A 24,968-nucleotide genomic window follows, 5' to 3' on the forward strand; every position below is an offset into this window, starting at 1 on the left:
CAATTAATTAAAACCTATATTTTATAAAGTTTATTATAATAGCCAGCTGCAATTTAACCTAAATAAAACACCAAGTCCATAAACGTAAAATCAATATTTTGCAATTAAATAAATGATAGAAAAACTAAAACAAGATTAAAAAAATAACCCAAGCGGCAGATTTAAGAAAGACGAAATGATGAAAAAACTTCCTTTTCCTATTAAATCAAAATATGACACAGGGAGAAAAATCATAAAAGATATCATATTAGCAGGACGTTAGAGGTAATTTTGTACAAACTAGAAAATTTAAATTTAAACAAAGAACATGGAAAACTCAAATGAAAACGAGTCGAAAAAAACATTGTCGACATTAGCTATTTTATTAATTAATATTTTCATTTTTATTACTTACCTATTTATAGGATTTAGTTCTGATTTACCAGACAGCATGATTGGGTTTATGTTATTTATACACGTTGGAATTTGTATAATTTTTGGTGGAATTTCGAAACGTTCAGTTTGGTATATTGCAGCAGGAATAATTGCTTTGCCTCTTATTTCACTTATTTTTAGTTATATTTAATATAATTAAAATAAAATTTACCAACAATGGTTTGGTGTAAAACAACACAGTAAAGTCATTAATCAAAAATGATAACTGGATTAAGTAAATTAGCTTTTTTCTAAATCCAAAAAATGGAAAACTACAGCATCATTATTTTTATACTCTTCATTGTAATCGGTTTATCTGCTTTTGCTGATAAAGCCAAATTGCCCTACCCGATTCTCCTTGTAATCGTTGGAATCGCAATTGGATTTATTCCCACAATGACAGAGATAGAAATTAATCCCGAAATCATTTTCCTGATTTTCCTGCCGCCATTATTATATGATGCTTCGTTTAATATTTCGCCAAAACACTTTAAGACCAATCTTAGCACAATTAGTACATTAGCGATACCACTTGTTTTTCTTACCACATTCTGGATTGCCGTTGTTTCACATTATATGATTCCCGGTATGACCTGGTCCTTATCCTTTACACTTGGAGCCATACTTTCTGCTACAGATGCCGTTGCCGCAGTAAGCGTGACAAAAGGCCTTGGAATACCCGAAAAAACAATAACCATACTCGAAGGCGAAAGCCTCATTAACGATGCCTCAGCATTAGTTGCCTATCGCTTTGCAGTTGCGACCGTAATGGGATCAGCCTTTATAATCTGGAAAGCAACACTTCAATTCGTACTCTTATTAGGAGGCGGATTCTTAGTAGGTTTTGTCATGGGCAAAATCTTAGCTTACATCCTTACAAAAGTCCGCAAAAATATAAATGTAACTGTTAGCTTTATGTTATTAATGCCATTTGTAACCTATTTAATAGCAGAACATTTACATGTTTCCGGCGTAATTGCCGTTGTGTTTTTAGGATTAGCTATTTCTCGTTTCAGTAAAAAAATCTTTCCGGAAAGCTTGAAAAACAATTCAAAAAACCTTTGGGACGTCATTATTTTTATCCTAAACGGATTAATCTTTATCCTGATCGGACTCAATTTCAGATATATTCTTAAAGATATAGATAACGATATGATTCTGCCTTATATTGGTTATGCAGCGATTATCACCATAGTTGCATTATTAACGAGAATGGTGAGGATATTTTTTCAAAAAACAAATTTGCAAAAAGCATTTCAAAACAATGACAAAAAGAAGCGAAAAGTTAGCGAACATGCTTTACTAGATACCAAAAACAGTCTTATTATCAGTTGGTCAGGAATGCGCGGTATTGTTTCTCTAGCCATCGCTTTGGGTTTACCCAAATTTCTTCCGGACGGAACTCCTTTTCCGGAAAGAAACTCGATAATATTTATTTCCGTCATGGTTGTACTCTTAACAATCGTAGGACAAGGACTTACACTCCCTTGGATTGTCAAAAAAACAGGCGTGAGTAATCCAAAACCGGAATAAAGAATCTTTTCTTTCGTCCATTTATTCCATTAGGCTTTAATTTTTAAAAAAAACATTTACAAAAACCTCAACATTTACAAGACCTAACAAGCTTTTAGAAATAAAATCTAAAATAATTTTAAAAAAAGTAAAATAATTTGTCCAATTCTGAAACTTCGATTGTTATTCCATTATAACAACATTTATAAACATTAAATTTAAACAAAATGGAAAATCGAATTAACATTCACGTAAAAGGACAAGACGCAATCAAAACACTTTATCCTGTTGGCGCATATTTAAAAAAATCTCCAATAGAGCAATCACTTATAGAACTAGTGCTTTTTAGAGTTTCACAAATCAACAAATGTGCATATTGCTTAGACATGCATTATAAAGATGCAAGACACAAAGGCGAAACCGAACAACGTTTATACGGATTAAGCGCATGGAGAGAAACCTCATACTACAGCAACCGCGAAAGAGCAGCATTTGCATGGGCAGAAGCTCTAACAGCGTGCGATGTTACAGATGCGGTTTACAATGAAACTGCTAAAGAATTTTCAGAACAAGAATTAATTGATTTAACTTTAGCAATCACAAGCATTAATACCTGGAACCGTATTAATCTTGCTTTTCCAAACGAACCAGGAACTTACAAAGTAGGATTATTTGGTTAATTAAAAACAAAATTTATAACATTTAAAAAAATAGCATCATGAACGAATTTGTATTAATATTTCGTAGAGATTATATCACAAAAGAAACACAGCCTTCACCACAAGAATTGCAGGATTCACTAAAATTATGGCAAGATTGGCTTGGCGGAATCGCAGCGCAGGATAAACTGGCAAAACCATTGCAACGCTGGGATGGCGAAGGAAAAATCGTTACAACAAACAAAAATGTAATCAACGGACCTTATGCCGAAATCAAAGAAGCAATTGGCGGATTAATCATGATCAAAGCCGCAGATTATGACGAAGCTGTTGCAATTGCAAACGGATGCCCAATACTTGAATTAGGCGGAAATGTTGAAATACGCATGGCTGTTACAGGAACGTATTAAATTCTAAATCAACTTTTATCCTGATAGCACTTTAATAAAAACTATGGAAGAAAGCCAGCTTTTACCCAATTTATTCAGAACAGAGTACCGAAAAATAGTTTCGGTACTCTGTTATTTATTTGGAATCGATAATATCGAGATCGCCGAAGACATTACAAGCGATACATTTCTTGCCGCAACCGAATTATGGAGCGTAAAAGGAATCCCAGAAAACCCAACCGCATGGCTATATACTGTTGCCAAAAACAAAACCAAAAATTATCTCAAACGAAATTCCGTTTTTGAGCAGAAACTTTCTGTCGAGATAAAACATACCGCAAATAAATCGGAAGAAATTGAAATTGACTTGTCTGTTAAAAACATAAATGACAGTCAATTGGCAATGATATTTACAGTTTGTAATCCTGCAAATTCAACCGAAGCACAAATTGCATTAGCTTTAAACTTACTCTGCGGATTTGGAATTCAGGAAATTGCAGACGGCTTTCTAACCAATAAAGAAGTCATTTACAAAAGAATTAATCGCGCCAAAGAAAAACTCAAAGAAGCCAATATAAAAATTGAACAACCAACGATTTCTGAAATCAACAATAGATTAGAAACCGTTCTGACAACGCTATATTTATTATTTTCCGAAGGTTATTATTCCACCTCACAGAATACGATTCTGCGAAAAGATCTTTGTGCAGAAGCCATGCGATTAACCTTTTTATTAATCGAAAATCCAACAACCAATTTACCTGCCGTAAACGCTTTACTTTCTCTAATGTGTTTTCACAGTTCTAGATTTGATGCCAGGACCAACGAAAATGGAGAAACTATTCTGTATCAGGATCAGGACGAAACACTTTGGAATCAGGAATTAATAGAAAAAGGACAACTTTATTTAGTTAAAGCATCAACAGGAACCAACCTTTCAAAATACCATCTTGAAGCCGGTATCGCCTATTGGCACACACAAAAAGAAGACACGTCCGAAAAATGGCAAAATATACTTCAGCTTTATAATCGTTTGCTCATTTTAGAATATTCCCCTATCGCAGCTTTAAACAGAACTTTTGCCCTTGCCAAAACCAATGGCAAAAAAGAAGCCATCATCGAAGCCGAAAAACTAAACCTGACCAATAATCCTTTTTATTACTCCTTATTAGGCAATCTTTATACTGATATTGACAACAAAAAAGCCATCGGAAATTTCGAAAAAGCATTGCAAATCACCAATTCTCCGGCTGACAAAGCCACAATAATCAAAAACATTAATTTGATTAGATAATACTATTTTTCAGGAACTATTTCCTGCTGTCCGCTATATCTTTTCATCCGCAAAAAAAGCGGATAAAAAGGACACCGCTTCCATCAGGGCTAGTACCTAATGTCAATAAGTTAAGAAAAAATCCAATAGAACAATGTTGTTAAGAACAAGATCACATCAGTTTGATTATTAGAAAATAAATAAATTTCAAGGTCATTATCTAAGACATGGTTATATTTGTTTTTTGTTCCATCGGAACACCTCATCGGTAACCCAATAAATACGGCCTTTTTTTAACGTTCCGTAGGAACGTTTGATTTTATAAAAAATAAAAACATATACAGATCAAATATACAATTTCTCAAACGTCCCAATGGGACGATATTTCTCACGATGCGTTTTTTTTCTACCAATGAAGTGTTCCGATGGAACAAATCTTGCAAACCTTCAATTATCTAAAGAAAACTTATAATGACTAAATTTATTACCCTATTCTTTCTGTTTTTTTCGGCAATTCTTTTCGCTCAAAAAGACAATTTCAATAAAACAATTACAAAAGTAAAAGGCGATCTCAACAAAGATGGTTTAGTAGATTATGTTCAGGTTTTACAAGATACTTTAAGTAAAACTGCGCCTTATAAACTCGAAATTTATTTTGCTGAAGCCAATGGTAGTTTCAAAAAAATTGTATCCACAACTAAAGCAATTGACGCTCAATATCCTGATGGAAGAAATGGTTATTATAATGGTAACTCTTTTTATAAAATAGATGTAATCAAAGGGATTTTAAGCATTCAAAATGAACTTATTCGTGGAAATTTTGAACACAAATTCAGATATCAGAACGGAAATTTTGAACTTATAGGTTTCTCCGAAGTATATTCTGACGGACAGGGAACTATGGGGACAATTGATTTTAATCTTTCAACCGGAATCCGCATTAAAACCACAGAACCTTATGGCGAAGAGAATTTTCCGAAAACAAATACCAAGAAAAAAATCCTCATAAGACCCTTGCCAAAACTACAGGACTTTGCTCCATTTGAAAATGAATATTACTAAGACTTTAACTTTTTAAAAAAGCAGCTTTTATATTTTTATTCGTAATTTCGATTTTTATAAAAAATAAAAAAATGGCTTCATTTATTAAAGAAATTTCTTTTCGCTGGTCAGATCTTGACCCAAATTTTCACGTTCGTCATAGCGCTTATTACGATTTTGGTGCGCAGCATCGTATCGAAATCCTCGAAGAACTTGGCTTGACATTAAAAGTGATGCAAACACAAGGTTTTGGACCTGTTTTATTTAGAGAAGAATGCATCTTTAGAAAAGAACTGAAACTTTCAGACAAAATATTCCTTCATACCAAAACTTCAAAAATGAAACCTGATGCTTCACGCTGGTCAATCATTCACGAATTTAGAAGAGAAGACGATACACTTTGTGCAGTAATTACCGTTGACGGTGCATGGATGGATACCAAATTACGTAAACTAGCTTCACCAACGCCAGAAATTGCTATTGAAGCTTTGAGCATATTCCCAAAAAGTGATGACTTTGTTGGGCTATAAAAACAAACTTCATTTTTCTTAACTTTATGAAATCCAAAAAACTATAATTTAAAAAATATGTTTTTTGGATTTTTTAAAATTCAAAACATATGATCGATTACATAAAAGACTTTAGAATAGCTATCATTATTGCCATAATTGCACTTGTAACAATCGTTCTTGGCGCAGTTACAGATAAAGTACTTCGCTATTTTTTGTATCGAAAATTAACCGATAAAGAATATGATGCAACAGGATTTAGATTTTTAAAGCATTTAGTTATAACGGTAATTTACATTTTAGGTTTCGCCTTTGCATTAATACAAATTCCTGAATTCAAAATTATTGGGCATTCCTTTTTGGCGGGTGCCGGAGTTATTTCGTTAGTAGCGGGTTTAGCGTCTCAACAAGCTTTGAGTAATATTGTAAGCGGAATTTTTCTGGTCATTTTTAAACCCTTCCGTATCAATGATAAAATCACCATCAACAACTTTGTGGGTACCGTTGAAGACATCAATTTAAGACAAGTTGTTTTGAAAGATGCTGAAAACAACCGAATCATAATTCCAAATTCCGTAATAAGCAATCAGATTATTGTAAACACAAATATGCATGATACAAAATGCTGCAAAATCATAGAAATTGGAATTGGTTATGAATCTAATATCGAAAAAGCATTAGAAATCATGCAGGACGAAATTGCCAAGCATCCACTTTTTATCGATACCCGAAATGCCGAAAGTAAAAAACAAAAAGCACCACTAGTCACAGCAAGAGTAGTCGCACTTGCAGATTCAAGTGTTAATTTAAAAGCCTGGGCTTGGGCTAAAAATTCAACAGATGGTTTTGTAATGTATTGCGATTTACTCCAAAGCATTAAAAAACGTTTTGACGAGGCCAAAATCGATATTCCATACCCTCAACGTGTAATCACAATCAAAAACGACAAAGCAGATTCTTAAAAAGAATTAAAAAACGATTTTCAAGTAAAACAAAAACAAAAAACGGCGATAATCCGTAAAATCCATACGCCATTTACTTACTGAAATTTCAAACCAAAATTCACCTTATCAAAAGTAGTACTGCAAGAAACTGCAAACCTGCCAATATTAAATGTTCCGAAAACCCCCTCAACTCCATGTCCGGAATAAAATCCGCCAACCGAAAATCGATTAACTTGGTATTTCAAAGCAATATCATTGACCCTGCTGCTCAATTGCCCAAAGGCGATAACATGCGGAATAATTTCATAGCTCGCAAAGGCTTTTGGAACTAGTTTTTTATAGTAATCAAAACTTTCATCGGTTTCATAATCAACACTAGTAGAATGTAAGTTCTCCAGACTTGCACCTACAAAAGTGTTTTCGCCAAAATGATACGAAACACTAAATCCGGTAAAAGTTCCCTGATAATCACTCCGTGAATCCACATAACCAATAGCAATTGTAGCTCTAAACTTATTGCATATTTTACCTATATAACCAATATAAGTTCGATCAATTTCAGATTTATCAATTCCGGCACCCAAAATAATATCATCATCACACATATTAAATGCGTACTGAAAATAAGACGAATACTCATCCTTATTGGCCGCAATAACACTCCTGCCTTTATCAAGATCGATATTAGGCGAAATTAACGTAGAGTTTATAACAGCAAAATCAAAAGTATTGACTTCCTGGGCAAATAAGGGAACCGTAAGCAAGAGCAAAAGTATCGTTTTTTTCATAATACCAATTTTTAGCTAATAACATTCTACCTCTAAATTTACAGACAATTTTCCTGTTAATAAAAGAAGTTCTTTGAAGTACAGCATTACTCGTCAAAATGCAATATTTTCACAATCAAGACCTTAAGTAATATTAAATTTACAAAATATAATACACTATTAGGTAAAAACTCAACAATAAAAAGTCAGAAATAACTCTATTATCTTATCTCTTCTTTTTTCTGATAACTTTAAGACAGTATTTTTTGCATTTAAAGATGCTTAACGGTAATTTTATAATCCTTAAATTCAAAATCTGCCCGAAATGAAATTTATAAAACCATTAATTGTATTTTTGAAACAGTAATTTTTTCTGTCACGAATTATTTTTTTTTCGCCACGAATTTCACCAATTAGCAGAAATTATTATTTGCGAGCATAAAAAATTAGTGAAAATTGGTGAAATTCGTGGCAAACTCTTTTAATAATCTAAAACTAAAATATATGTTTACAATCGAACAAATCAAAGAAGCACATTCAAAAGTAAAAAGCGGTGCCGATTTTCCAAATTATATACAAGACTTAATTATTTTGGGCGTAAAAGGTTACGATACATTTGTTCATGATGGACATGTTGAGTATTATGGCGTAAACAATTACAATGTTACTGCTGATGAAAAATACGATGAAATCAAAGTAGAATCAATTGCCAATAAAGAACGTTTTATTGAATTTCTGGTTATGCATCAGGATGGACAAACTGATTATTTGACTTTTTGTAATCACGCCGCACAATGCGGAATAGCAAAATGGAGGGTAGATATTATTGAAATGACTTGTACCTATTATGACAAATCAGGAGATGAAATATTAATCGAAAAAATTCCTGATTAATCAAACCACATTCGATGTCGATTTTTAGTCAAAAAACTTGTTTATTTACCACTAAGGGTATTTTAATTATCTTTTTTTCAGGTTGTGTTCTGGGAGGATATTCTCAGTCGAAAAAAAGCAAATCCAAATTTAAAGTAATTGCTTTTTATACTGCAAAAAACGATCAGGCACATATAAGTTTTGTTCATGAAGCCAATAAATGGTTTCCTAAACTGGCAGAAGAAAATCACTTTGAATACGATTCGACGAACAATTGGGACAATCTAAACGCTAAGTTTCTGGCAAAATATCAAGTTGTTTTATTCTTAGATACAAGACCTGAAACACCAAGTCAACGAGAAACTTTTCAGAAATATATGGAAAATGGCGGTGGTTTTATCGGATTTCACTTTTCGGCATTTGCCCTAAACGATTCTGATTATCCTCAAAACTGGAATTGGTATCACAATGCTTTTCTAGGTTCCGGCGAGTATGGAAGCAATACCTGGCGACCAACATCGGCAGTTTTAAGAGTTGAAAATCAACATCCGGTTACGAAAAATATCCCCAAAACATTCTCTTCGGCACCAAATGAATGGTACAGATGGAGCAATGATTTGACCAAAAATCCGGATATTAAAATTCTTTTGGCTATCGACGAAAGCAGTTTTCCGCTAGGAACCGGACCAAAAGCACATGAAATCTGGTATAGCGGTTATTATCCTGTGGTTTGGACCAATAAAAACTACAAAATGCTTTACGTAAATATGGGACATAATGATATTGATTATGAACATGGAACCAACAAAACACTTTCGTACACTTTTGAGAACAAAGTACAAAGCCAATTAATTTTGAATGCATTGCTTTGGTTAGGAAATTCTAAAAAATAAAAATATTTAAATGTCAAAACTTCCCCCAATTATAAATCTTAAAGAACTTTTAAAACTAATGCCGAGAAAATATAATTCAATGAGAAATAAAATTGTCTTAGTTATTTTTACACTATTACTAATTTCCTGCAACTCAAAACAAGGGGATAATAAAGTAACTCATGCAGAAAACACTAAAAAAGAAGTTACAAAAGACAACAATTTAAAAACTAAACCGGTTGATTCAATTCAATATCAAATTTCAACCTATGATAATCCTGAAGACGCTGACCAAATAAGCAAAGAAAAAGAAAGCTTAAAACGTCTTTCAGAAAAAAATATATTTTTAGATATTCATAATAAATTGATTCAAAAAATAAACAAAGAACAACAATCTTTTTTCCAAACAAATCCTGATTACGAATTGCTTTCTACAGCAAAAGGAAGTTTATTTCAGGAAAACAGCAACGACTTTGTTTTTATAGTGTATGACAAAAAGAATCTAAAAATTTCGATTTTGCTTTATAATGGAACAACTAATACATATGCTGAATTATATAAAGATATAAAAGTTGTTAACGGCTTAAAAAATGCAGATTGCAATTTCTATTCTTTTGGGACATTAGATTATCAATTTGCAAATGAATTCTTAGTTAGTAATGAAGAATATCTTGCAAAAAGTACCGAATCGTATTTAGAATACAAACCTGTTAAAATTACCGATATCTCAAAAGACCAAGATTTTATATTAAAAGACGGATGCTTTGCAAAAAATGCATCAAAAACAAATCTCGCTAATACACTTTGCTTTGCTACAAGCGCTGTTTACAACAATTGGGATTGTTTACGATACAACAAAACAAACAATACCTTTTTAATTTTTTATGGTCAGGCTTTCGCCGATTAATAAAGTTTAAAATAATTCATAATAAGTATAAAAAGATAAATAAAATGTCAACTAAACTTACTCCACTTATAAGTCCCGAAGAGTTATTAAAACTAAAAGATAATTCTGATTTTATTTTAATTGATGCCAGAGCCGGAATCAATGCCGAAGAAAATTATAAAAACGAGCATTTAAAAAGCGCTCGCTATATCGATTTGAATAAAGATCTGGCAAGCGTTGAAACTGATCCTGCAAATGGCGGAAGGCATCCTTTACCTTCTTTCGAAAAATTCTCAGGAGTACTTTCAAAACTCGGAATTTCTCCTTTAAGTCATGTTATTATTTATGATGATAAAAACGGATCAAATGCCGCAGCCAGATTTTGGTGGATGTTAAGAGCAATTGGTCACGAAAAAGTTCAGGTTTTAAACGGAGGTTTGCAGGCAGCAATAAAAACAGGTTATCCGATAAGTTCAGAAACTGAAATTTTCGATGTAACCGAAAATTATCCAATATCCGAGTGGAAATTACTTCTAGCCAATATTGAAGAAGTCGAAAAAGCCCGAAATAACGATCAAAACATTGTAATTGATGTTAGAGACAAAAATCGTTTTGATGGCTTAACAGAACCACTGGATTTAATTGCAGGACATATTCCGGGCGCAATAAATGTTCCGTTTAGCGAAAACCTAAATGAAGATGGATTTTATAAAACTGCCGAAGAATTATCTAAAAAATACGGTAAGATATTAGAAAATACAAAACCAGAAAATGTAATCGTTCATTGCGGTTCAGGCGTGACTGCTTGTCACACCTTATTAGCAATGGATTATGCCGGAATTGAAATTCCAAAACTTTATATAGGCTCCTGGAGCGAATGGTCACGTAACGATCGTGAAATGGCTACAAAAAAAATAGAATAAACTAAAAAAATAACGCGTAGATAATCTTAAAAATTTATTTGCCACAGATTAAAGGGATTAATCATTTTAATCTGTGAAAAAAAAGTTGCCACCAATTGCACAAATTATCACAAATTATTTTTCTTAATATTGACGAAAAATTAGGGCAAATTCGGGCAATTTGTGGCAAAAAAACAACACATAGCTATATGCATTTAAATAAGTGAAATGCATATTTTTAAATTTACCAAAGCTATGTTTCTATGTGTTAAGAATACAGACAACAGTTTAAAAATAAATAATACAAAATGCAGCATTGGGATATACTTTTATCGAATCAGGTAAACAAAAAAGCTTTTATTGACACTTTACTTTCTGGTGAAGCCACAGGAGAATTAGCCATTTTTAACAACCAAAAAGGAATTCTGTTTTCGGATATTTCAATCGAGAAATTCATCGAAAAAGAATATCAATATGACATTGTAGAAGCCTCTCCGGAATCGCACAGACAATTAAGAACTTTTTCGTCTGGCGAACGCAAAAAAGAATTTCTGAAATACTGCATCAATCAAAATCCAGATTTTATTATTTTCGACAATCCGTTTGATCATTTAGATCAGGCTTCACGAATTGTTTTGGCACAATCTCTGGAGAAATTAACAGACAATATTGCCATTATTCAATTGGTAAATCGTGTTGTTGATGTTCTGGATTTTGTTCCGAATAAAGCGCAGATCAAAGACAATTCATTTGAATTACATCCAATTTCAAAAACCGAAAATCATTTTAAAACGCTAAATACCGCTGCAATTCCAAAAGCTCTGGAACCGCATACCTTTCACGAAAGTGTATTAATCAAAATGAATAATGTGTCAGTAAGTTATGATGATCGGAAAATTGTAGATCAAATTTCATGGACCATAAAACAAGGCGAATTCTGGCAATTAATTGGTCCAAACGGTTCCGGAAAAAGTACGATTCTATCACTAATTACAGGCGATAATCCAAAAGGGTTTGGTCAGGATTTATTTTTATTCGGAAGAAAAAAGGGAACTGGCGAAAGCGTTTGGGATATCAAAAAGCAAATCGGAATTTTCACCACTTCTATGACTGACTTGTTTCAAAAAGGTCATACGCTCGAACAAATGATTCTATCCGGATTCTTCGACTCCATCGGATTATACAACGAACCAACCACTTTACAAAAACAAAGCGTAGCGCAATGGCTTGAAGTAGTTGAGATGACCAGTTTAAGAAAAAAACGTTTTATAGATCTTTCAATTGGTCAGCAAAGAGTCGCATTGATTGTTCGCGCCGTTTTAAAACATCCGCCATTATTAATTCTCGATGAACCTGTAGAAGGTTTAGACGACGAAAATGTAGATTTGGTAATTCAGCTTATTAATACCATTAAACAAGAAACAAACGTTAGTATTTTGTACGTTTCACATCGCATAGAATCTGGCCTTGCTCCTACTTCGGTTTTTGAACTTTTACCAAATCCAACAGGATCAATCGGTAAAATAAAATACCACTCTGAGCTAAATTAAAACAAAAAAATGAAAATTAAATATATCACATTAGTAGTTTCATCACTAATAATGATTTCGTGTTCATCCACAATTTCAACAGCCAAAAAAGAATACAAAACAACTAAAGTTTCTAAACTAAAATCAGATTGGAATTTCGACTCAAAAGAATGGCTTCTGGAAAAAGATACCTTAACAGGAAACGGAGGTCCAATGCATTGGGGAGTTATAGAATCTAAAAAACAACTTCCTAAAAACTATGAAATCGAGTTTAAAGTAAACATGACCAAAGAATCCTTATTCGAAGTTATGCTCAACATCGATCAGGAAAAATACATCAGAACTTATCTGTATCAAATCGATCAGAATATTGTGATTGGAAAAGGTGTTTACAACAAAAACAGCGACGAATACGGCAAACGAGGCGGGCCAAGTTTATTTACCAAACCAATGAAATTAGAAAACAACAAATGGTATTCTATAAAAATCAGAGTTGCAAACAATCAATTGTATTTTTCAGTAAATAACGAAACCACATTAGAATGTTCCCTCGAAAAAAGCACTCTAAGCCAGCAAGGCAAACTAGGTTTCTTGACCAACGGCGAAGCCAAAATAATCGACCTAACAATTAAAACGCTTCAATAAAAATCTATTTGAACCATTAAGAGATTAAGAAAAATTAAGCGCACAAGCCTTAATCTAATTTAATCTCTTAATGGCAAATAAAAAAAACTACTGGTAAACAAAAAAAGCTCCGAAAGGAGCTTTTTAATTATAAGAAATTATCTAATTTTCTAATTGACAAATTATCTAATTAACTCTCATCATCTTCCATATTATGAGACTTGCCATAATTACGCCATTTCTCGATACAATCTTGAAAATCCTGAGGTAATTCAGTATCAAAACGCATCATTTCGCCCGTTGTTGGATGCACAAAACCAAGTGTTTTAGCATGCAAAGCCTGACGTGGCAAAGCCTTAAAACAATTGTCTATAAACTGTTTGTATTTCGTAAAAGTCGTTCCTTTCAAAATCAAATGCCCACCGTAGCGTTCATCATTAAATAAAGGATGACCAATATGTTTCATGTGTGCACGAATTTGGTGTGTTCGTCCCGTTTCTAATTTACAAGAAATCAAAGTCACATAACCAAAACGTTCCAACACTTTATAATGCGTAATAGCAGGTTTTCCTATTTCAGGATCAGCAAAAACCGCCATTTGCATGCGATCTTTTAAGTGTCTTGCAAGATTTCCTTCGATTGTTCCTTCTTCTTCGGCAACATTTCCCCAAACAAGAGCAATATACTCACGTTCAGAAGTTTTAGCTTCAAATTGTTTCGCCAAATGCGTCATTGCCGCTTCCGTTTTAGCAACCACAAGAAGTCCGGACGTATCCTTATCGATTCTATGAACCAAACCTGGACGTTCGCTGCTATTCATTGGCAAATTATCAAAATGATGCGCCAAAGCATTCACCAATGTTCCTGTATAATTTCCGTGACCAGGATGCACAACCATTCCCGGCTCTTTATTAATCAATAAAAGAGCATCATCTTCATACACAATATTCAACGGAAGATCTTCTGGAAGAATATGATTTTCAAACGGCGGATGTGATAACATAACCGTCACAACATCAAACGGTTTTACTTTATAATTTGATTTTACCGGAATATCATTTACAAAAATGTTTCCTTCAGTAGCGGCGTTCTGAATTTTATTTCGCGTCGCATTCTGAATCAAATTCATTAAATATTTGTCAATACGCAAAAACGCTTGACCTTTAGGGACTTCAAATCTAAAATGTTCGAATAATTCGTCTTCCAGATCTAAATTTTCAATATTATTGTTCATCTTTTGGGGTTTCAGTAGCTGGTGCAGCTAAACTATCTGTGGCCTGACTTTCATCTACATAACTTGCTTTTCCGTCACCTAAAACCAAGTCGATTTTAGAAGCCTTCAGCACGCGGTCACCTACTTTTAAGTTTCTACCTTTATAACGCATCTCCAAAACCATATCTTTCCCAAGATTCGGAATATACGTAATTGTTCCCGCTTCAAGACCTAAAGCCTTCAAAGTTGGAACCGCCTCACGATATGTTTTCTCGATTAAATCAGGAATTTTAACCGATGAAAATCCTGAAGCATTAATTTTAATATATATTTTTCTTCCTACTTTTACCATTGTTCCCGGCAACGGATCTTGCTCAACAACACTGTATTTAGGGAATTCACTTCGGTAATCAACACTATCCAAAAGCACATAATCCAAGTCCAATTCGTCCAATTTTGACTCAACTTGTTCTTCAGTCAATTTAGCCAAATTCGGAACAGCAATTTCATGACCATGATCAGTTGTAAAAGTCAGCCAATGCATAAACAAATAACCCAAAACAGCAATAATAGCAATCGCTGCTAATAGTTGCAGAAAAAACACTCGGCTTGTTAAATACTTACGTAAACTCATAAATTAATTTTTAGTTGTGGCAAAGATAAAGCTATTTCGTTTCAAAAAAAATGATAATTTTGTTTTAAACAAGAAAGTAACCTGATTGTTATCCTGAGCGAAGTCTATGGGCAATTTTCAGGAGCTATTTCCTGCTGTCTGCTGTATCTTTTCCTGGCAAAAGAAGCCAGAAAAAGGATGTCGCTCCCATCAGGGCTAGGGCTTTTAGTTTTCACAAGAAGATTGTATTTCTGCAATTTGTGTCATTTCGACGAAGGAGACTCGAGCAAGAGCGAATAGACGAAGTAAATCACATTCAGAGAGCAACGCACTGAATTGACGCAGCAAACGTAATTACTTTATGTGATTTCTCCTTCGTCGAAATGACAAGTAAAATGGAAATTAGCGAAAATTAGTGCAATTCGTGGCAAAAAAAAAAAAACGATTAAACAAATACACAAATAAACGATTAAACATCAAATCAATGAAAAACATAGCCATCATCATGGGCGGGTATTCAAGTGAATATAAAATTTCTCTTATCTCAGGAAACGTCGTTCACCAATATCTTGACAAAACAAAATACAACGGATTCCGCATTCATATTTTCAAAGAAAAATGGGTTTATGTAGACTCAAATGATGCCGAATTTCCAATCGACAGAAATGATTTCTCGGTTACGGTAAACGGAGAAAAAATCACTTTCGATTGTGTTTTCAATGCCATTCACGGAACTCCGGGAGAAGATGGTTTAATGCAGGCATATTTTGAATTATTAGGAATTCCACAATCGTCTTGCGATTATTATCAAGCGGCGCTTACCTTTAATAAACGTGATTTATTATCAGTTTTAAAACCATACGGAATCAAAACAGCAATCTCCTATTACCTAAACAAAGGTGATGTTATCAATACTGCAGAGATTGTTAAAAAAGTAGGTTTGCCATGTTTCGTGAAACCAAACAAAGCAGGTTCCTCATTTGGAATCTCAAAAGTAAAAACCGAGGCAGAATTGCCAATCGCAATCGAAGTTGCCTATAAAGAAGATAACGAAATCATCATCGAGAGCTTCCTTGACGGAACCGAAGTTTCTGTTGGGGTAATTAATTATAAAGGTGAAATCAAAGTTTTACCAATCACCGAAATTGTTTCAGACAATGATTTCTTTGATTACGAAGCCAAATACGAAGGAAAATCACAAGAAATAACGCCGGCAAGAATTTCAGACGAACTGACTCAAAAAGTGAGTGAAACTGCAAAACGTGCTTACGAAGTTTTAAAAATGAAAGGATTCTCAAGAAGCGAATTCATCATCGTAAATAATGAGCCACACATGCTGGAAATGAACACCATTCCGGGATTAACAACCGAAAGTTTAATTCCACAACAAGCCAAAGCAGCCGGAATATCTCTCGAAGATTTATTCACAAATGCAATTGAGCTGGCGCTTTTGTAAAGCTACTATCCCGAAGTTTCGGGACTGAGATTCTAAGTTACTAAGATCTCAGAACCTTATTTTTTTAAACACCCAAAAATTGCCAGACTGAGCGATCCCGAGGCTTCGGGAGAAGTCCCGCAATCTGAAAACACATTGTTACCGAAATAAGTGACTTTTACAGAAATGACAAAAAAAATAAAACCTTAGGAACTTAGAAACTCAGAGACTTAGAACCTCAAAAAGAAAAAAAATGCGAAAAGCCATATTCCCTGGATCATTTGACCCAATTACCCTAGGTCACGAAGACATTATCAAAAGAGGAGTTTCTCTATTTGATGAAATTGTAATTGCAATTGGTGTAAATGCCGAAAAAAAATACATGTTTTCTCTTGAAGAAAGAAAGCGTTTTATTGAAGAAACCTTCAAAGACGAACCAAAAATCTCCGTTATAACTTATGAAGGTTTGACAATAGATTTAGCAAAAAAACAAAAAGCCAATTTCATTTTAAGAGGTTTACGCAATCCCGCCGATTTCGAATTCGAAAAAGCCATTGCACACACCAACAGAAGACTTTCGAAAATCGAAACAGTATTTTTATTAACCGCTGCAAGAACATCTTACATAAGCTCAAGTATTGTTCGTGATGTATTGCGAAATGGCGGTGAATATGAAATGTTGGTTCCGGATTCGGTAAGGGTGAAGAAATAAAATGAGATATAAGCATTTTACTAAAATCCATCATTTCTCATTAAAAAAAGTAATTCTAATTCTTCTTTTAATTTCATTTAACAAATCAATTAGCCAAAACAAATCTAATTTCGAAAAAGAAATAGAACATCCTGAATTATATAATAGTAAGAACATTGATTTTATTGATTCCTAAGAAAATGTAAAATTGGGCGGTACTTTAATATTCCCTAAAACGGAATATTCTAAAATCGTTGTCATTAGACTATAAATAGACCACTATTTACTATATAAAAATCAGTGCTAATCCGTTCAACCCGTAAAATCTGCGGGCCAAAAAAAACATAAAAACATAAACTTGCAAGCGAAAGCAATTATAAGTAATTTCGCATTTTAAATAAACAGAAATAATGAGCATCGAAAGAGAATTAAACAAACGTAGCGGATCTAAATGTGAACTTTGTGGCGCTGAGGAAAACCTAAAAGTATATCAAGTATTACCAACTCAAAAAGGTGGTCTTGACGAAAGTGTAATGGCATGCAGTACATGTGTTGACCAAATTGAAAACCCGGACAATGTCGATTTAAATCACTGGAGATGTTTGAATGACAGTATGTGGAATGAAAATATTGCCGTGCAAGTGGTTGCCTGGAGAATGTTAAGTCGCTTGCGTTCTGCGGGATGGCCTCAGGAATTACTAGACATGATGTATTTAGACGAAGATACATTGGCTTGGGCACAAGCAACTGGTGAAGGCGAAGATGACGAAAACAAAATCATTCATCGTGATAGTAATGGTGTAATTTTAGAACATGGAGATTCTGTAGTTTTAATCAAAGATCTAAAAGTAAAAGGATCAAGTATGGTTGCCAAACAAGGAACGGCAGTACGTAACATCCGTTTAGACCACGAAAACGCCGAATATATTGAAGGAAAAGTAGATGGTCAGCAAATTGTAATTATCACACAATACGTGAAGAAAATATAGTTTTTCTTTAAGTTACAAAGGTTCAAAGGGACAAAGGTTCAAAGCTTTTTTTAACTTCACAAAAGAAAACCTGAAACCTGAAACAAACAAACTTGAAACAAAACAAAAAAGGCTATTCAAAATCTGAATAGCCTTTTTTAGTTTTATACTTAAAGTAAATTATTTTTGGAATAATTTATTGATCTGATCTTTTACAAATGGCTCAGAGATACTACTTGTTGCAGAAGAAGCCTCTTTACTGGCAACCATAAACTGAACTGTCGCTTTTTCTGGAAGAACACTTCCTGTGTAATGCAACCAGATATAATTGTTTGGTAATTCTAATTTAATATCATATAATGGGCTTGCACCAAAACCATTCATGATAATATTGTAAAGACTTGCGTAATCGTTATTAACGTTTTTAAACGTAAATTTTCTCAAACTTGAACCTTCTTCATCATCGTTTTGAATACTTGTGTAGTAAACCGTATATTCATCTCCAATTTTCTGAATATAGTTGTTATTTACTTTTCCTAGCTTCTCCACCGGAACAGTTTCCAGAACTTTAATTTGTGCGAAAGAGACAACACTCAACAATAAAACGGCAATCGTAATAATTCTTTTCATAATTAATTTGGGGTTTATTATTTACCAGCACAAGAAACGCAGAAATTATGATAAATTAAAACCTTAATCGTTAATTTATTAACATTATAACACGATTGTTGTTCAAAATCGACCTAAGCACTGCACAACACTTCACCAAATCACTGAAATACAATAAATTAAATCAACTTTAACACATAAATCCATTATAAATATGAAGCAAATTTAGCGCTATCAAAGCTTAAAAATGGACCGTAACTAGCTATATTTTACTACAAATTTAGCATCTAAACCTTGTAGAAGATCAAAATTTTGACAAAAAATCAGATCAAAAAATAGCGAATCAAAGAGAACGGGAAACAAAAAACTATCTTTCCTCCTCTTTCTTCACCACTTTTCTGGCAACTTCAATTTTGAATTTCTTGCCTTTCATTTTTTCGTCTTTGATGTTTTTAAGCAAGTCTTTTACTTTATTAAATCTGACAGCAGCAAACGAAATAAAATCTTTTACTTCGATTAAACCCAAGTCACCTTTTTCAAGTTTCCCTTTTTGAGAAAAGAATCCAACAATGTCAATTTTATTCAATTTTGTTTTCTTTCCGCCACTAATATAAATGGTTTGATATTCGGGTGGTTTTGGTAAAGCCGTTACATTATCAACCTTTAGAACTTCCATTCCGTAGTCGATATAATCCATTTTCTTTTCACTTTCGTGAATAATAATATAAGCCGTTCCAGATGCTTGCATACGTGCTGTACGACCGTTACGATGTGTAAATTCATCTTCTTTAAGAGGCAAATGATAATGTATTACGTGTTTCATTTCCGGAATATCCAAACCACGAGCAGCCAAATCAGTTGTGATTAAGTAACTCATACTTCCGTTTCTAAACTGAATCAAAGCGCGCTCACGTTCATCCTGATCCATTCCGCCGTGATAATAAGTTGAGTAGATTCCTTTTTCGTTTAGAGTGTCACTGATTCGTTCTGCCGCATCACGGTGATTACAAAAAATAATAGCCGATTGTGATTTCAACGAACATATCAAATTGAATAAACTTTCTAGTTTATCCTTGGCTGGCGAAACAACCATTTTCATCGAAAGATTTGCTTTTTCTTCTTCTTCAGGAATAAAATCCAAAACAGTAGGATTAACTACTCTCGTATATCTTGGAATCTCAATATCTGAAGTTGCCGAAACCAAAACACGTTTGTTCAGCTTCGTTAATTTTCCTATGATATAAGACATTTGCTCATGGAACCCCAATTGCAATGATTTGTCAAATTCATCCAAAATCAAAGTCTGAATTTTATCCGTACGAAAAGTATCTCTGTCAATATGATCTGCAATTCTTCCAGGAGTTCCAATTAAAACTGCAGGCGGATTACTTAAATTCTTGATTTCAGTATCAATTGAATGACCTCCGTAGCAAATATTTACTTTGTATTGCGTTCCCATTTTTTTCCAAACCTGCTCAATTTGCAAACCTAATTCGCGCGAAGGCACTAAAATTAAACATTGAACCGAAAGTATTTCAGGCTGTAATAATTCTAAAACTGGTAACAAAAAAGCTAATGTTTTTCCTGATCCTGTTGGAGAAAGCAGTAAAACATTGTTATCGTTTAAAATAGCATCCTGTGCTACTTCTTGCATTTCGTTTAGGGTCTCAATTCCTAAATTCGAAAGTATGTTGTTGGAATGGTGTTTTTTATTCATTTTGCAAAAGTAGTCAAAATACTGATTGTTTCAGGTTTTGTTTGTTTCAGCTTTCAGGTTTGATATCTTGTATCTAAAATTCAACAGCAGAGAACGCTAACTTTTTCACTCTAAATGTGTTGACAAACGTAGAGAATCCTAATTAATAAAAAATGATGCCTTTAAATAGTGTGTCTTTCATATGTCTTTCTTCTTCAACTATAAATCTCTTTCTTCTTCTCATACTGCAACACCCAAATTCTGGAGTTGAGGTGTATTTTCGCATGCGATATATTTAGCCGATTCTTCACTGCTTAAATTTTTATGTCTGTGCCAGGCCCAACTCGGGATATAAACCGCATCACCCGCCTTCCACTCTACTTTTTTATCTTCAACTTCAGTATATCCATGCCCTTCGATAACATACAATTCCGTTTCATGAGTATGTCTGTGTCTATTAATCATTTGATCTGGCAATAAACCTCCAATAGTCATGCTTACATTTTTACCTGAAAGATCAATAAAGAAAACAGGATGCTTTCTTTCAGTAGAGAATTGATTGTGAAATCCCGCAGCTTCTACATTTCTGTGAATTAATTTTCCCGACATCACAAAAGTTGGTTTGACAAAAATTTCGGGAAAGTCTTTTGATAAAAATTGTTTTTTAGTTTCTATAAGTTTAATATCTTTTAATTTTCTGCATTATTGCCCTCCAAAATTATCCTAACTTTGGACTATCAAACCTATACAGTTTTAATACAAACAAATAGTCCAGATGTTAAGACCTTGGAAATTAGAAATTCAGCTAAATAATAACTCTGATAAAGCAATTTACCTTCAAATTGCCGATGCTATTATTGACGCTATCAAAACGGGAATTCTCAATAGTGGAAATGCTTTACCCGGAAGCCGACAACTTGCCGAATTATTAAAAGTGAACCGAAACACGGTCATTGAAGCTCTCGATGTGCTTATCGCCGAAGGCTGGCTGATAACATTGGAAAGAAAAGGAACTTTTGTTGCTGACATTTTACCAATTGCGGTAAAAGGCACAAATCAGCCGCAAAAAACAAAGTATCATGAAGAAGAAATAAAACCTTTGATTGTTTTTGATGATGGAATTCCTGATAGCCGAATAGCTCCAATGAATGAACTGGCAAGAGCTTACAGACAGATTTTTAATCGGAAATCGCGTTGGCAAATTATGGGGTATAGCACTGAATTTGGAAATCTGGAATTTAGAAAAGCGATCGCACAAATGCTCAATTTTAAAAGAGGAATGAATATTACTCCCAATGAAATTTGCATTACGCGCGGAAGTCAAATGGCAATGTATTTAACCTCAAATTGTTTATTGTCAAAAGATGATTATGTAATGGTTGAAAATCCCGGATATAAACCTGCCTGGGAAACTTTTGAAAATGCGGGAGCAAAATTACTTCCCATAAATGTTGATAAAGAAGGTTTATTAATTGATGAGGTCGAAGTATATTTAAAGAAATTCAGCAATATAAAAGCCATTTATGTTACACCACATCATCAATTTCCAACAACAGTTACCTTAAGTTTAAAACGCAGATTAAAACTCATAGAATTATCCAATCAATATGGTTTTACGATTATTGAAGATGATTATGACAACGAATTTCATTTTGGACAGCGACCAATTTTACCAATTTCCAGTTATAACAATGCCCAAAACATGATTTACATTGGAACTTTAAGCAAAATTGTGGCACCAGCTTTACGAATCGGTTATTTGGTCAGCAATACCGAAACTATTTTGAAAGTTGGCAAACATAGAAAAATGATCGATGTGCAGGGTGATAATATTATGGAAGAAGCCGTTTTGCAACTCATAAACGAAGGCGAAATAAAAAGACATCTCAAAAGAACGACGCTTATTTATAAAGCGAAACGAGATTATTTTGAAACAATTTGCAATAAGTACCTGAAAGACAAAACTACTTTTATTAAACCAGAAGGCGGTTTGGCTTTTTGGATTGTTCCAAATTCTGATGTAGATATTTTCGAAATTGCAGATAAACTTCTTCTAAAAGGAATAAAAATAATAACGCCGGAGAAATTCAGTTTTGATAAACCCATTTCCGGATTCCGACTTGGATATGCTTCTCTAAACGAAAAACAACTCGAAGAAGGAATTATCGAACTTGCCAGACATTTGTAACAAGGAATTTGTTTCAGATTTTCTTTGTTTCTAGTTTCAGGTTGAAATGCGATAAAATCTTTTTGCCACGAATTACACTAATTTTCACCAATTAATTCGAGTCAATTCGTGAAATTCGTGGCAAACTTTTTAATCTCAATCAGCATTACCGCAAAATAATTATATTTGAATCTCGCTTTAAAATTAACTACATGAAACTTTTCACATTTTACTTTTTACTTTTCACTATAGCTACTTTCGCTCAAAACAATAAAAAATACGACACTTTTTTTGAGAAAGGAAACGGAAATCAATCGGCTTCGTATGAAGAAACTATAAAGTATTATAAACTTCTTGCCAATGATTTTCCGACGATTCAGATTAAGGAAATGGGTTTGACAGATTCCGGTGAACCATTGCATATGGTGGTTTATAATCCCGAAAAGGAATTTGATTTCGAGAAAATACAGAAAAACAAAGCGGTACTTTTTATCAATAACGGAATCCACGCCGGAGAACCTGACGGAATCGATGCGACAATGCAATTCTACAGAGATCTTGCAATTGGAAAACTAAAAGCACCTAAAAATACGGTTTTGGTTACGATTCCGGTTTACAATATTGGCGGAGCTTTGAATCGAAATTCGACTACGAGAGCAAATCAGGATGGTCCGGAAATTTATGGTTTTAGAGGAAACGCCAGAAACTATGATTTGAATCGTGATTTAATGAAATCGGATACTCGAAATACAAAGAGTTTTGTAGAGATTTTTCAGAAAATAAATCCTGATGTTTTTATTGACAATCACGTAAGTAACGGATCTGATTATCAATATAAACTAACTTATATTATGACGCAACATAATAAATTAGGAACTGTTTTGGGCGATTTTATGAATACCGAAATGATGCCGGCTTTGGTAAAAGATTTACAGCAAAAGAAAATTGAAACAACACCTTATGTAGATTCTTTTAAAGATACTCCAGACAAAGGTTTTGGGCAGTTTGTAGACAGTCCAAGATATACAACAGGTTATACTTCGTTGTTTAATACAATTGGTTTTGTGGTTGAAACACACATGCTGAAAAAATATGCCGAACGTGTAAAAATGACTTACGAATACACCAAATCGACTTTGGATTTTACGGATGCTAACTATCAAAAAATCAAAGAACTCCGAATTAAAAACCTGGAACAATATCAGCCTAAAAAGCCTTATACCTTAAAATGGGAATTGGACAGTACAAAAGCAACTAAGTTTTCGTTTTTAGGATATGAAGCCGGATACAAAAAAAGTGAAGCCACGACAGGAAATCGTTTGTATTATGACCGAAGCAAACCATACAAAAAAGACGTACCTTATATTAAAGAATTCAAATCAGTAAAAGAGGTTGTTATACCTTCTGCTTATATCATTCCGCGTGGTTATTGGAATATTATTGAGCTCCTGAAGAATAACAATATTACTTATTCTCAACTCAAAAACGATACTATTATTGAGGTTGAAAGCTATAAAATTGCCGATTTTAAAACGGTTTCAAATGCTTACGAAGGACATTATTTGCACTACAATACAAGCATAAATTCTAAAGTTGTAAAAATGGCTTTCGCCAAAGGTGACTACCTTGTTCCAACAAATCAAAAAGGCGTAAAATACTTAGTTGAAGCTTTTGAACCTGAAGGTGTTGATTCATTTTTTAATTGGAATTTCTTTGATCCTATTTTACAGCAAAAAGAACATTACTCTGAATATATTTTTGAAGATACTGCTGCAAAATTGCTAAAAGAGAATCCGACTCTAAAAGCCGAATTAGATTCCAAAAAACAAAACGACGCTGAGTTTGCTAAAAATCCTGCTGCACAATTAGACTGGATTTACAAACATTCGGTTTATTATGAAAAGGCGCATTTACAATATCCTGTTTATAGGGTTTTATGAATTTAACCGCATTTTTTACCGCGGAGTTCGCTAAGATTTTTATTTTAAATGTGGTTAGAAAACGCTGAGATCGCAAAGCTGTGCTTGAAATCTTTATTGGCTATTATCGTCTTTAATGCCTTTTAGCAATGCATAAATTGCCATTGCGTGACCTTGACCCAATTCAAAATCTGCTTTAAGCCAGTTTACAATCTCTGTTGCTTTTACTTCGGGTTTGAGTTTTCCGTCTTGTGTGAAGTTTTTTTGTTCTGCGAGTGCACGAAATTCGGCGGGACCATTGCCTGTTTTTTCTTTTATAGTTTTTAAATATCCTTGAAATGACATAAAATGGGTGTTTAGTGGATTAATCTAATAGGTAAACGAAAATACAAATTAAAATTTAATTTTCCAGACTTGATTTTATACTAGTTTACTGATATTCAACACTAAAAAGCTACTTTCA

The 24,968-nt window shown here is 33.5% G+C and carries 26 protein-coding genes; 19 read left to right on the forward strand and 7 right to left on the reverse strand.

Features of this window, described 5'->3' with window-relative positions; all coding sequences use genetic code 11:
- Positions 1-307 precede the first annotated feature (307 nt).
- From CHB81_RS24215 to CHB81_RS24250, 8 genes are all read left to right on the forward strand, one after another.
- Positions 308-565, forward strand: coding sequence for a hypothetical protein (locus CHB81_RS24215; RefSeq protein ID WP_089354399.1), 258 nt, complete (start codon positions 308-310; stop codon positions 563-565).
- A 113-nt stretch (positions 566-678) separates the two neighbouring features.
- Positions 679-1,947, forward strand: coding sequence for a Na+/H+ antiporter (locus CHB81_RS24220; protein WP_089354400.1), 1,269 nt, complete (start codon positions 679-681; stop codon positions 1,945-1,947).
- A gap of 206 nt (positions 1,948-2,153) precedes the next feature.
- Positions 2,154-2,606, forward strand: a complete 453-nt coding sequence (locus CHB81_RS24225; protein ID WP_089354401.1) for a carboxymuconolactone decarboxylase family protein — start codon at positions 2,154-2,156, stop codon at positions 2,604-2,606.
- Positions 2,607-2,644: 38 nt separating this feature from the next.
- Positions 2,645-2,995, forward strand: a complete 351-nt coding sequence (locus tag CHB81_RS24230) for a YciI family protein (protein ID WP_089354402.1) — start codon at positions 2,645-2,647, stop codon at positions 2,993-2,995.
- Positions 2,996-3,038: 43 nt separating this feature from the next.
- Positions 3,039-4,268 (forward strand): RNA polymerase sigma factor, encoded by a 1,230-nt coding sequence (locus CHB81_RS24235; RefSeq protein ID WP_089354403.1) that lies wholly within the window; start codon positions 3,039-3,041, stop codon positions 4,266-4,268.
- 450 nt (positions 4,269-4,718) lie between these two features.
- Complete coding sequence (locus tag CHB81_RS24240; RefSeq protein WP_089354404.1) at positions 4,719-5,309, forward strand: hypothetical protein; 591 nt, start codon at positions 4,719-4,721, stop codon at positions 5,307-5,309.
- A 71-nt stretch (positions 5,310-5,380) separates the two neighbouring features.
- Positions 5,381-5,818, forward strand: a complete 438-nt coding sequence (locus CHB81_RS24245; protein ID WP_089354405.1) for a thioesterase family protein — start codon at positions 5,381-5,383, stop codon at positions 5,816-5,818.
- Positions 5,819-5,907: 89 nt separating this feature from the next.
- Entirely contained in the window at positions 5,908-6,759 is an 852-nt protein-coding gene (locus tag CHB81_RS24250; protein ID WP_089354406.1) for a mechanosensitive ion channel family protein, read from the forward strand.
- A 77-nt stretch (positions 6,760-6,836) separates the two neighbouring features.
- On the opposite strand, the gene CHB81_RS24255 is transcribed toward CHB81_RS24250, so the two are convergent.
- A complete protein-coding gene (locus tag CHB81_RS24255; protein WP_089354407.1) occupies positions 6,837-7,529 on the reverse strand; it encodes a hypothetical protein in 693 nt (230 codons plus the stop codon).
- 483 nt (positions 7,530-8,012) lie between these two features.
- On the opposite strand from CHB81_RS24255, the gene CHB81_RS24260 reads away from it, so the two are divergent.
- From CHB81_RS24260 to CHB81_RS24285, 6 genes are all read left to right on the forward strand, one after another.
- Positions 8,013-8,402 carry a DUF1398 domain-containing protein gene (locus tag CHB81_RS24260; protein ID WP_089354408.1) on the forward strand — a complete coding sequence of 130 codons (390 nt, stop codon included), beginning with the start codon at positions 8,013-8,015 and terminating at the stop codon, positions 8,400-8,402.
- Between the two features lie 14 nt (positions 8,403-8,416).
- A complete protein-coding gene (locus tag CHB81_RS24265) occupies positions 8,417-9,274 on the forward strand; it encodes a ThuA domain-containing protein (protein ID WP_089354409.1) in 858 nt (285 codons plus the stop codon).
- 79 nt (positions 9,275-9,353) lie between these two features.
- The gene (locus tag CHB81_RS24270) at positions 9,354-10,160 is read left to right on the forward strand and encodes a hypothetical protein (protein ID WP_141130454.1); all 807 of its coding nucleotides are present in this window, start codon (positions 9,354-9,356) and stop codon (positions 10,158-10,160) included.
- Positions 10,161-10,204: 44 nt separating this feature from the next.
- The gene (locus CHB81_RS24275) at positions 10,205-11,062 is read left to right on the forward strand and encodes a sulfurtransferase (protein WP_089354411.1); all 858 of its coding nucleotides are present in this window, start codon (positions 10,205-10,207) and stop codon (positions 11,060-11,062) included.
- A gap of 287 nt (positions 11,063-11,349) precedes the next feature.
- Positions 11,350-12,591 (forward strand): ATP-binding cassette domain-containing protein, encoded by a 1,242-nt coding sequence (locus CHB81_RS24280; RefSeq protein ID WP_089354412.1) that lies wholly within the window; start codon positions 11,350-11,352, stop codon positions 12,589-12,591.
- Between the two features lie 9 nt (positions 12,592-12,600).
- A complete protein-coding gene (locus tag CHB81_RS24285) occupies positions 12,601-13,215 on the forward strand; it encodes a hypothetical protein (protein ID WP_089354413.1) in 615 nt (204 codons plus the stop codon).
- A 169-nt stretch (positions 13,216-13,384) separates the two neighbouring features.
- Here the strand turns inward: CHB81_RS24285 and CHB81_RS24290 are convergent, their stop codons facing one another.
- Positions 13,385-14,428 carry an RluA family pseudouridine synthase gene (locus tag CHB81_RS24290; protein WP_089354414.1) on the reverse strand — a complete coding sequence of 348 codons (1,044 nt, stop codon included), beginning with the start codon at positions 14,426-14,428 and terminating at the stop codon, positions 13,385-13,387.
- Complete coding sequence (locus tag CHB81_RS24295; RefSeq protein WP_089354415.1) at positions 14,418-15,041, reverse strand: PASTA domain-containing protein; 624 nt, start codon at positions 15,039-15,041, stop codon at positions 14,418-14,420. The genes CHB81_RS24290 and CHB81_RS24295 overlap by 11 nt, the downstream gene beginning before the upstream one ends.
- 463 nt (positions 15,042-15,504) lie before the next feature.
- On the opposite strand from CHB81_RS24295, the gene CHB81_RS24300 reads away from it, so the two are divergent.
- The 3 genes from CHB81_RS24300 (at position 15,505) to CHB81_RS24310 (ending at position 18,135) form a co-directional block, all read left to right on the forward strand.
- The gene (locus CHB81_RS24300) at positions 15,505-16,476 is read left to right on the forward strand and encodes a D-alanine--D-alanine ligase (RefSeq protein WP_089354433.1); all 972 of its coding nucleotides are present in this window, start codon (positions 15,505-15,507) and stop codon (positions 16,474-16,476) included.
- A 232-nt stretch (positions 16,477-16,708) separates the two neighbouring features.
- The gene (gene coaD, locus CHB81_RS24305) at positions 16,709-17,167 is read left to right on the forward strand and encodes a pantetheine-phosphate adenylyltransferase (RefSeq protein WP_089354416.1); all 459 of its coding nucleotides are present in this window, start codon (positions 16,709-16,711) and stop codon (positions 17,165-17,167) included.
- Positions 17,168-17,556: 389 nt separating this feature from the next.
- Complete coding sequence (locus tag CHB81_RS24310; protein WP_089354417.1) at positions 17,557-18,135, forward strand: alkylphosphonate utilization protein; 579 nt, start codon at positions 17,557-17,559, stop codon at positions 18,133-18,135.
- A gap of 159 nt (positions 18,136-18,294) precedes the next feature.
- On the opposite strand, the gene CHB81_RS24315 is transcribed toward CHB81_RS24310, so the two are convergent.
- From CHB81_RS24315 to CHB81_RS24325, 3 genes are all read right to left on the reverse strand, one after another.
- Positions 18,295-18,744 (reverse strand): hypothetical protein, encoded by a 450-nt coding sequence (locus tag CHB81_RS24315; protein WP_089354418.1) that lies wholly within the window; start codon positions 18,742-18,744, stop codon positions 18,295-18,297.
- Positions 18,745-19,090: 346 nt separating this feature from the next.
- Complete coding sequence (locus CHB81_RS24320; protein ID WP_089354419.1) at positions 19,091-20,440, reverse strand: DEAD/DEAH box helicase; 1,350 nt, start codon at positions 20,438-20,440, stop codon at positions 19,091-19,093.
- Between the two features lie 219 nt (positions 20,441-20,659).
- Positions 20,660-21,028 (reverse strand): cupin domain-containing protein, encoded by a 369-nt coding sequence (locus CHB81_RS24325; RefSeq protein WP_089354420.1) that lies wholly within the window; start codon positions 21,026-21,028, stop codon positions 20,660-20,662.
- A gap of 166 nt (positions 21,029-21,194) precedes the next feature.
- Here CHB81_RS24325 and CHB81_RS24330 point away from each other — a divergent pair, with 166 nt between their 5' ends.
- Positions 21,195-22,607 (forward strand): PLP-dependent aminotransferase family protein, encoded by a 1,413-nt coding sequence (locus CHB81_RS24330; protein ID WP_089354421.1) that lies wholly within the window; start codon positions 21,195-21,197, stop codon positions 22,605-22,607.
- A 191-nt stretch (positions 22,608-22,798) separates the two neighbouring features.
- On the forward strand, positions 22,799-24,526 hold the full coding sequence (locus CHB81_RS24335) for a M14 family metallopeptidase (protein WP_089354422.1): 1,728 nt from the start codon (positions 22,799-22,801) through the stop codon (positions 24,524-24,526).
- A 93-nt stretch (positions 24,527-24,619) separates the two neighbouring features.
- On the opposite strand, the gene CHB81_RS24340 is transcribed toward CHB81_RS24335, so the two are convergent.
- Positions 24,620-24,850 carry a DUF4287 domain-containing protein gene (locus tag CHB81_RS24340; RefSeq protein WP_089354423.1) on the reverse strand — a complete coding sequence of 77 codons (231 nt, stop codon included), beginning with the start codon at positions 24,848-24,850 and terminating at the stop codon, positions 24,620-24,622.
- Positions 24,851-24,968 lie beyond the last annotated feature (118 nt).

This window comes from Flavobacterium sp. ov086 (assembly GCF_900187965.1).
In the GTDB taxonomy this organism is placed as follows: domain Bacteria; phylum Bacteroidota; class Bacteroidia; order Flavobacteriales; family Flavobacteriaceae; genus Flavobacterium.

What these genes read in the sequence shown, in the direction of transcription:
- CHB81_RS24215 (WP_089354399.1), top strand. Translation starts at nt 308, where the DNA reads ATGGAAAACTCAAATGAAAACGAGTCGAAAAAAACATTGTCGACATTA.
- CHB81_RS24220 (WP_089354400.1), top strand. Translation starts at nt 679, where the DNA reads ATGGAAAACTACAGCATCATTATTTTTATACTCTTCATTGTAATCGGT.
- CHB81_RS24225 (WP_089354401.1), top strand. Translation starts at nt 2,154, where the DNA reads ATGGAAAATCGAATTAACATTCACGTAAAAGGACAAGACGCAATCAAA.
- CHB81_RS24230 (WP_089354402.1), top strand. Translation starts at nt 2,645, where the DNA reads ATGAACGAATTTGTATTAATATTTCGTAGAGATTATATCACAAAAGAA.
- CHB81_RS24235 (WP_089354403.1), top strand. Translation starts at nt 3,039, where the DNA reads ATGGAAGAAAGCCAGCTTTTACCCAATTTATTCAGAACAGAGTACCGA.
- CHB81_RS24240 (WP_089354404.1), top strand. Translation starts at nt 4,719, where the DNA reads ATGACTAAATTTATTACCCTATTCTTTCTGTTTTTTTCGGCAATTCTT.
- CHB81_RS24245 (WP_089354405.1), top strand. Translation starts at nt 5,381, where the DNA reads ATGGCTTCATTTATTAAAGAAATTTCTTTTCGCTGGTCAGATCTTGAC.
- CHB81_RS24250 (WP_089354406.1), top strand. Translation starts at nt 5,908, where the DNA reads ATGATCGATTACATAAAAGACTTTAGAATAGCTATCATTATTGCCATA.
- CHB81_RS24255 (WP_089354407.1), bottom strand. Translation starts at nt 7,529, where the DNA reads ATGAAAAAAACGATACTTTTGCTCTTGCTTACGGTTCCCTTATTTGCC.
- CHB81_RS24260 (WP_089354408.1), top strand. Translation starts at nt 8,013, where the DNA reads ATGTTTACAATCGAACAAATCAAAGAAGCACATTCAAAAGTAAAAAGC.
- CHB81_RS24265 (WP_089354409.1), top strand. Translation starts at nt 8,417, where the DNA reads ATGTCGATTTTTAGTCAAAAAACTTGTTTATTTACCACTAAGGGTATT.
- CHB81_RS24270 (WP_141130454.1), top strand. Translation starts at nt 9,354, where the DNA reads ATGAGAAATAAAATTGTCTTAGTTATTTTTACACTATTACTAATTTCC.
- CHB81_RS24275 (WP_089354411.1), top strand. Translation starts at nt 10,205, where the DNA reads ATGTCAACTAAACTTACTCCACTTATAAGTCCCGAAGAGTTATTAAAA.
- CHB81_RS24280 (WP_089354412.1), top strand. Translation starts at nt 11,350, where the DNA reads ATGCAGCATTGGGATATACTTTTATCGAATCAGGTAAACAAAAAAGCT.
- CHB81_RS24285 (WP_089354413.1), top strand. Translation starts at nt 12,601, where the DNA reads ATGAAAATTAAATATATCACATTAGTAGTTTCATCACTAATAATGATT.
- CHB81_RS24290 (WP_089354414.1), bottom strand. Translation starts at nt 14,428, where the DNA reads ATGAACAATAATATTGAAAATTTAGATCTGGAAGACGAATTATTCGAA.
- CHB81_RS24295 (WP_089354415.1), bottom strand. Translation starts at nt 15,041, where the DNA reads ATGAGTTTACGTAAGTATTTAACAAGCCGAGTGTTTTTTCTGCAACTA.
- CHB81_RS24300 (WP_089354433.1), top strand. Translation starts at nt 15,505, where the DNA reads ATGAAAAACATAGCCATCATCATGGGCGGGTATTCAAGTGAATATAAA.
- coaD (WP_089354416.1), top strand. Translation starts at nt 16,709, where the DNA reads ATGCGAAAAGCCATATTCCCTGGATCATTTGACCCAATTACCCTAGGT.
- CHB81_RS24310 (WP_089354417.1), top strand. Translation starts at nt 17,557, where the DNA reads ATGAGCATCGAAAGAGAATTAAACAAACGTAGCGGATCTAAATGTGAA.
- CHB81_RS24315 (WP_089354418.1), bottom strand. Translation starts at nt 18,744, where the DNA reads ATGAAAAGAATTATTACGATTGCCGTTTTATTGTTGAGTGTTGTCTCT.
- CHB81_RS24320 (WP_089354419.1), bottom strand. Translation starts at nt 20,440, where the DNA reads ATGAATAAAAAACACCATTCCAACAACATACTTTCGAATTTAGGAATT.
- CHB81_RS24325 (WP_089354420.1), bottom strand. Translation starts at nt 21,028, where the DNA reads ATGTCGGGAAAATTAATTCACAGAAATGTAGAAGCTGCGGGATTTCAC.
- CHB81_RS24330 (WP_089354421.1), top strand. Translation starts at nt 21,195, where the DNA reads ATGTTAAGACCTTGGAAATTAGAAATTCAGCTAAATAATAACTCTGAT.
- CHB81_RS24335 (WP_089354422.1), top strand. Translation starts at nt 22,799, where the DNA reads ATGAAACTTTTCACATTTTACTTTTTACTTTTCACTATAGCTACTTTC.
- CHB81_RS24340 (WP_089354423.1), bottom strand. Translation starts at nt 24,850, where the DNA reads ATGTCATTTCAAGGATATTTAAAAACTATAAAAGAAAAAACAGGCAAT.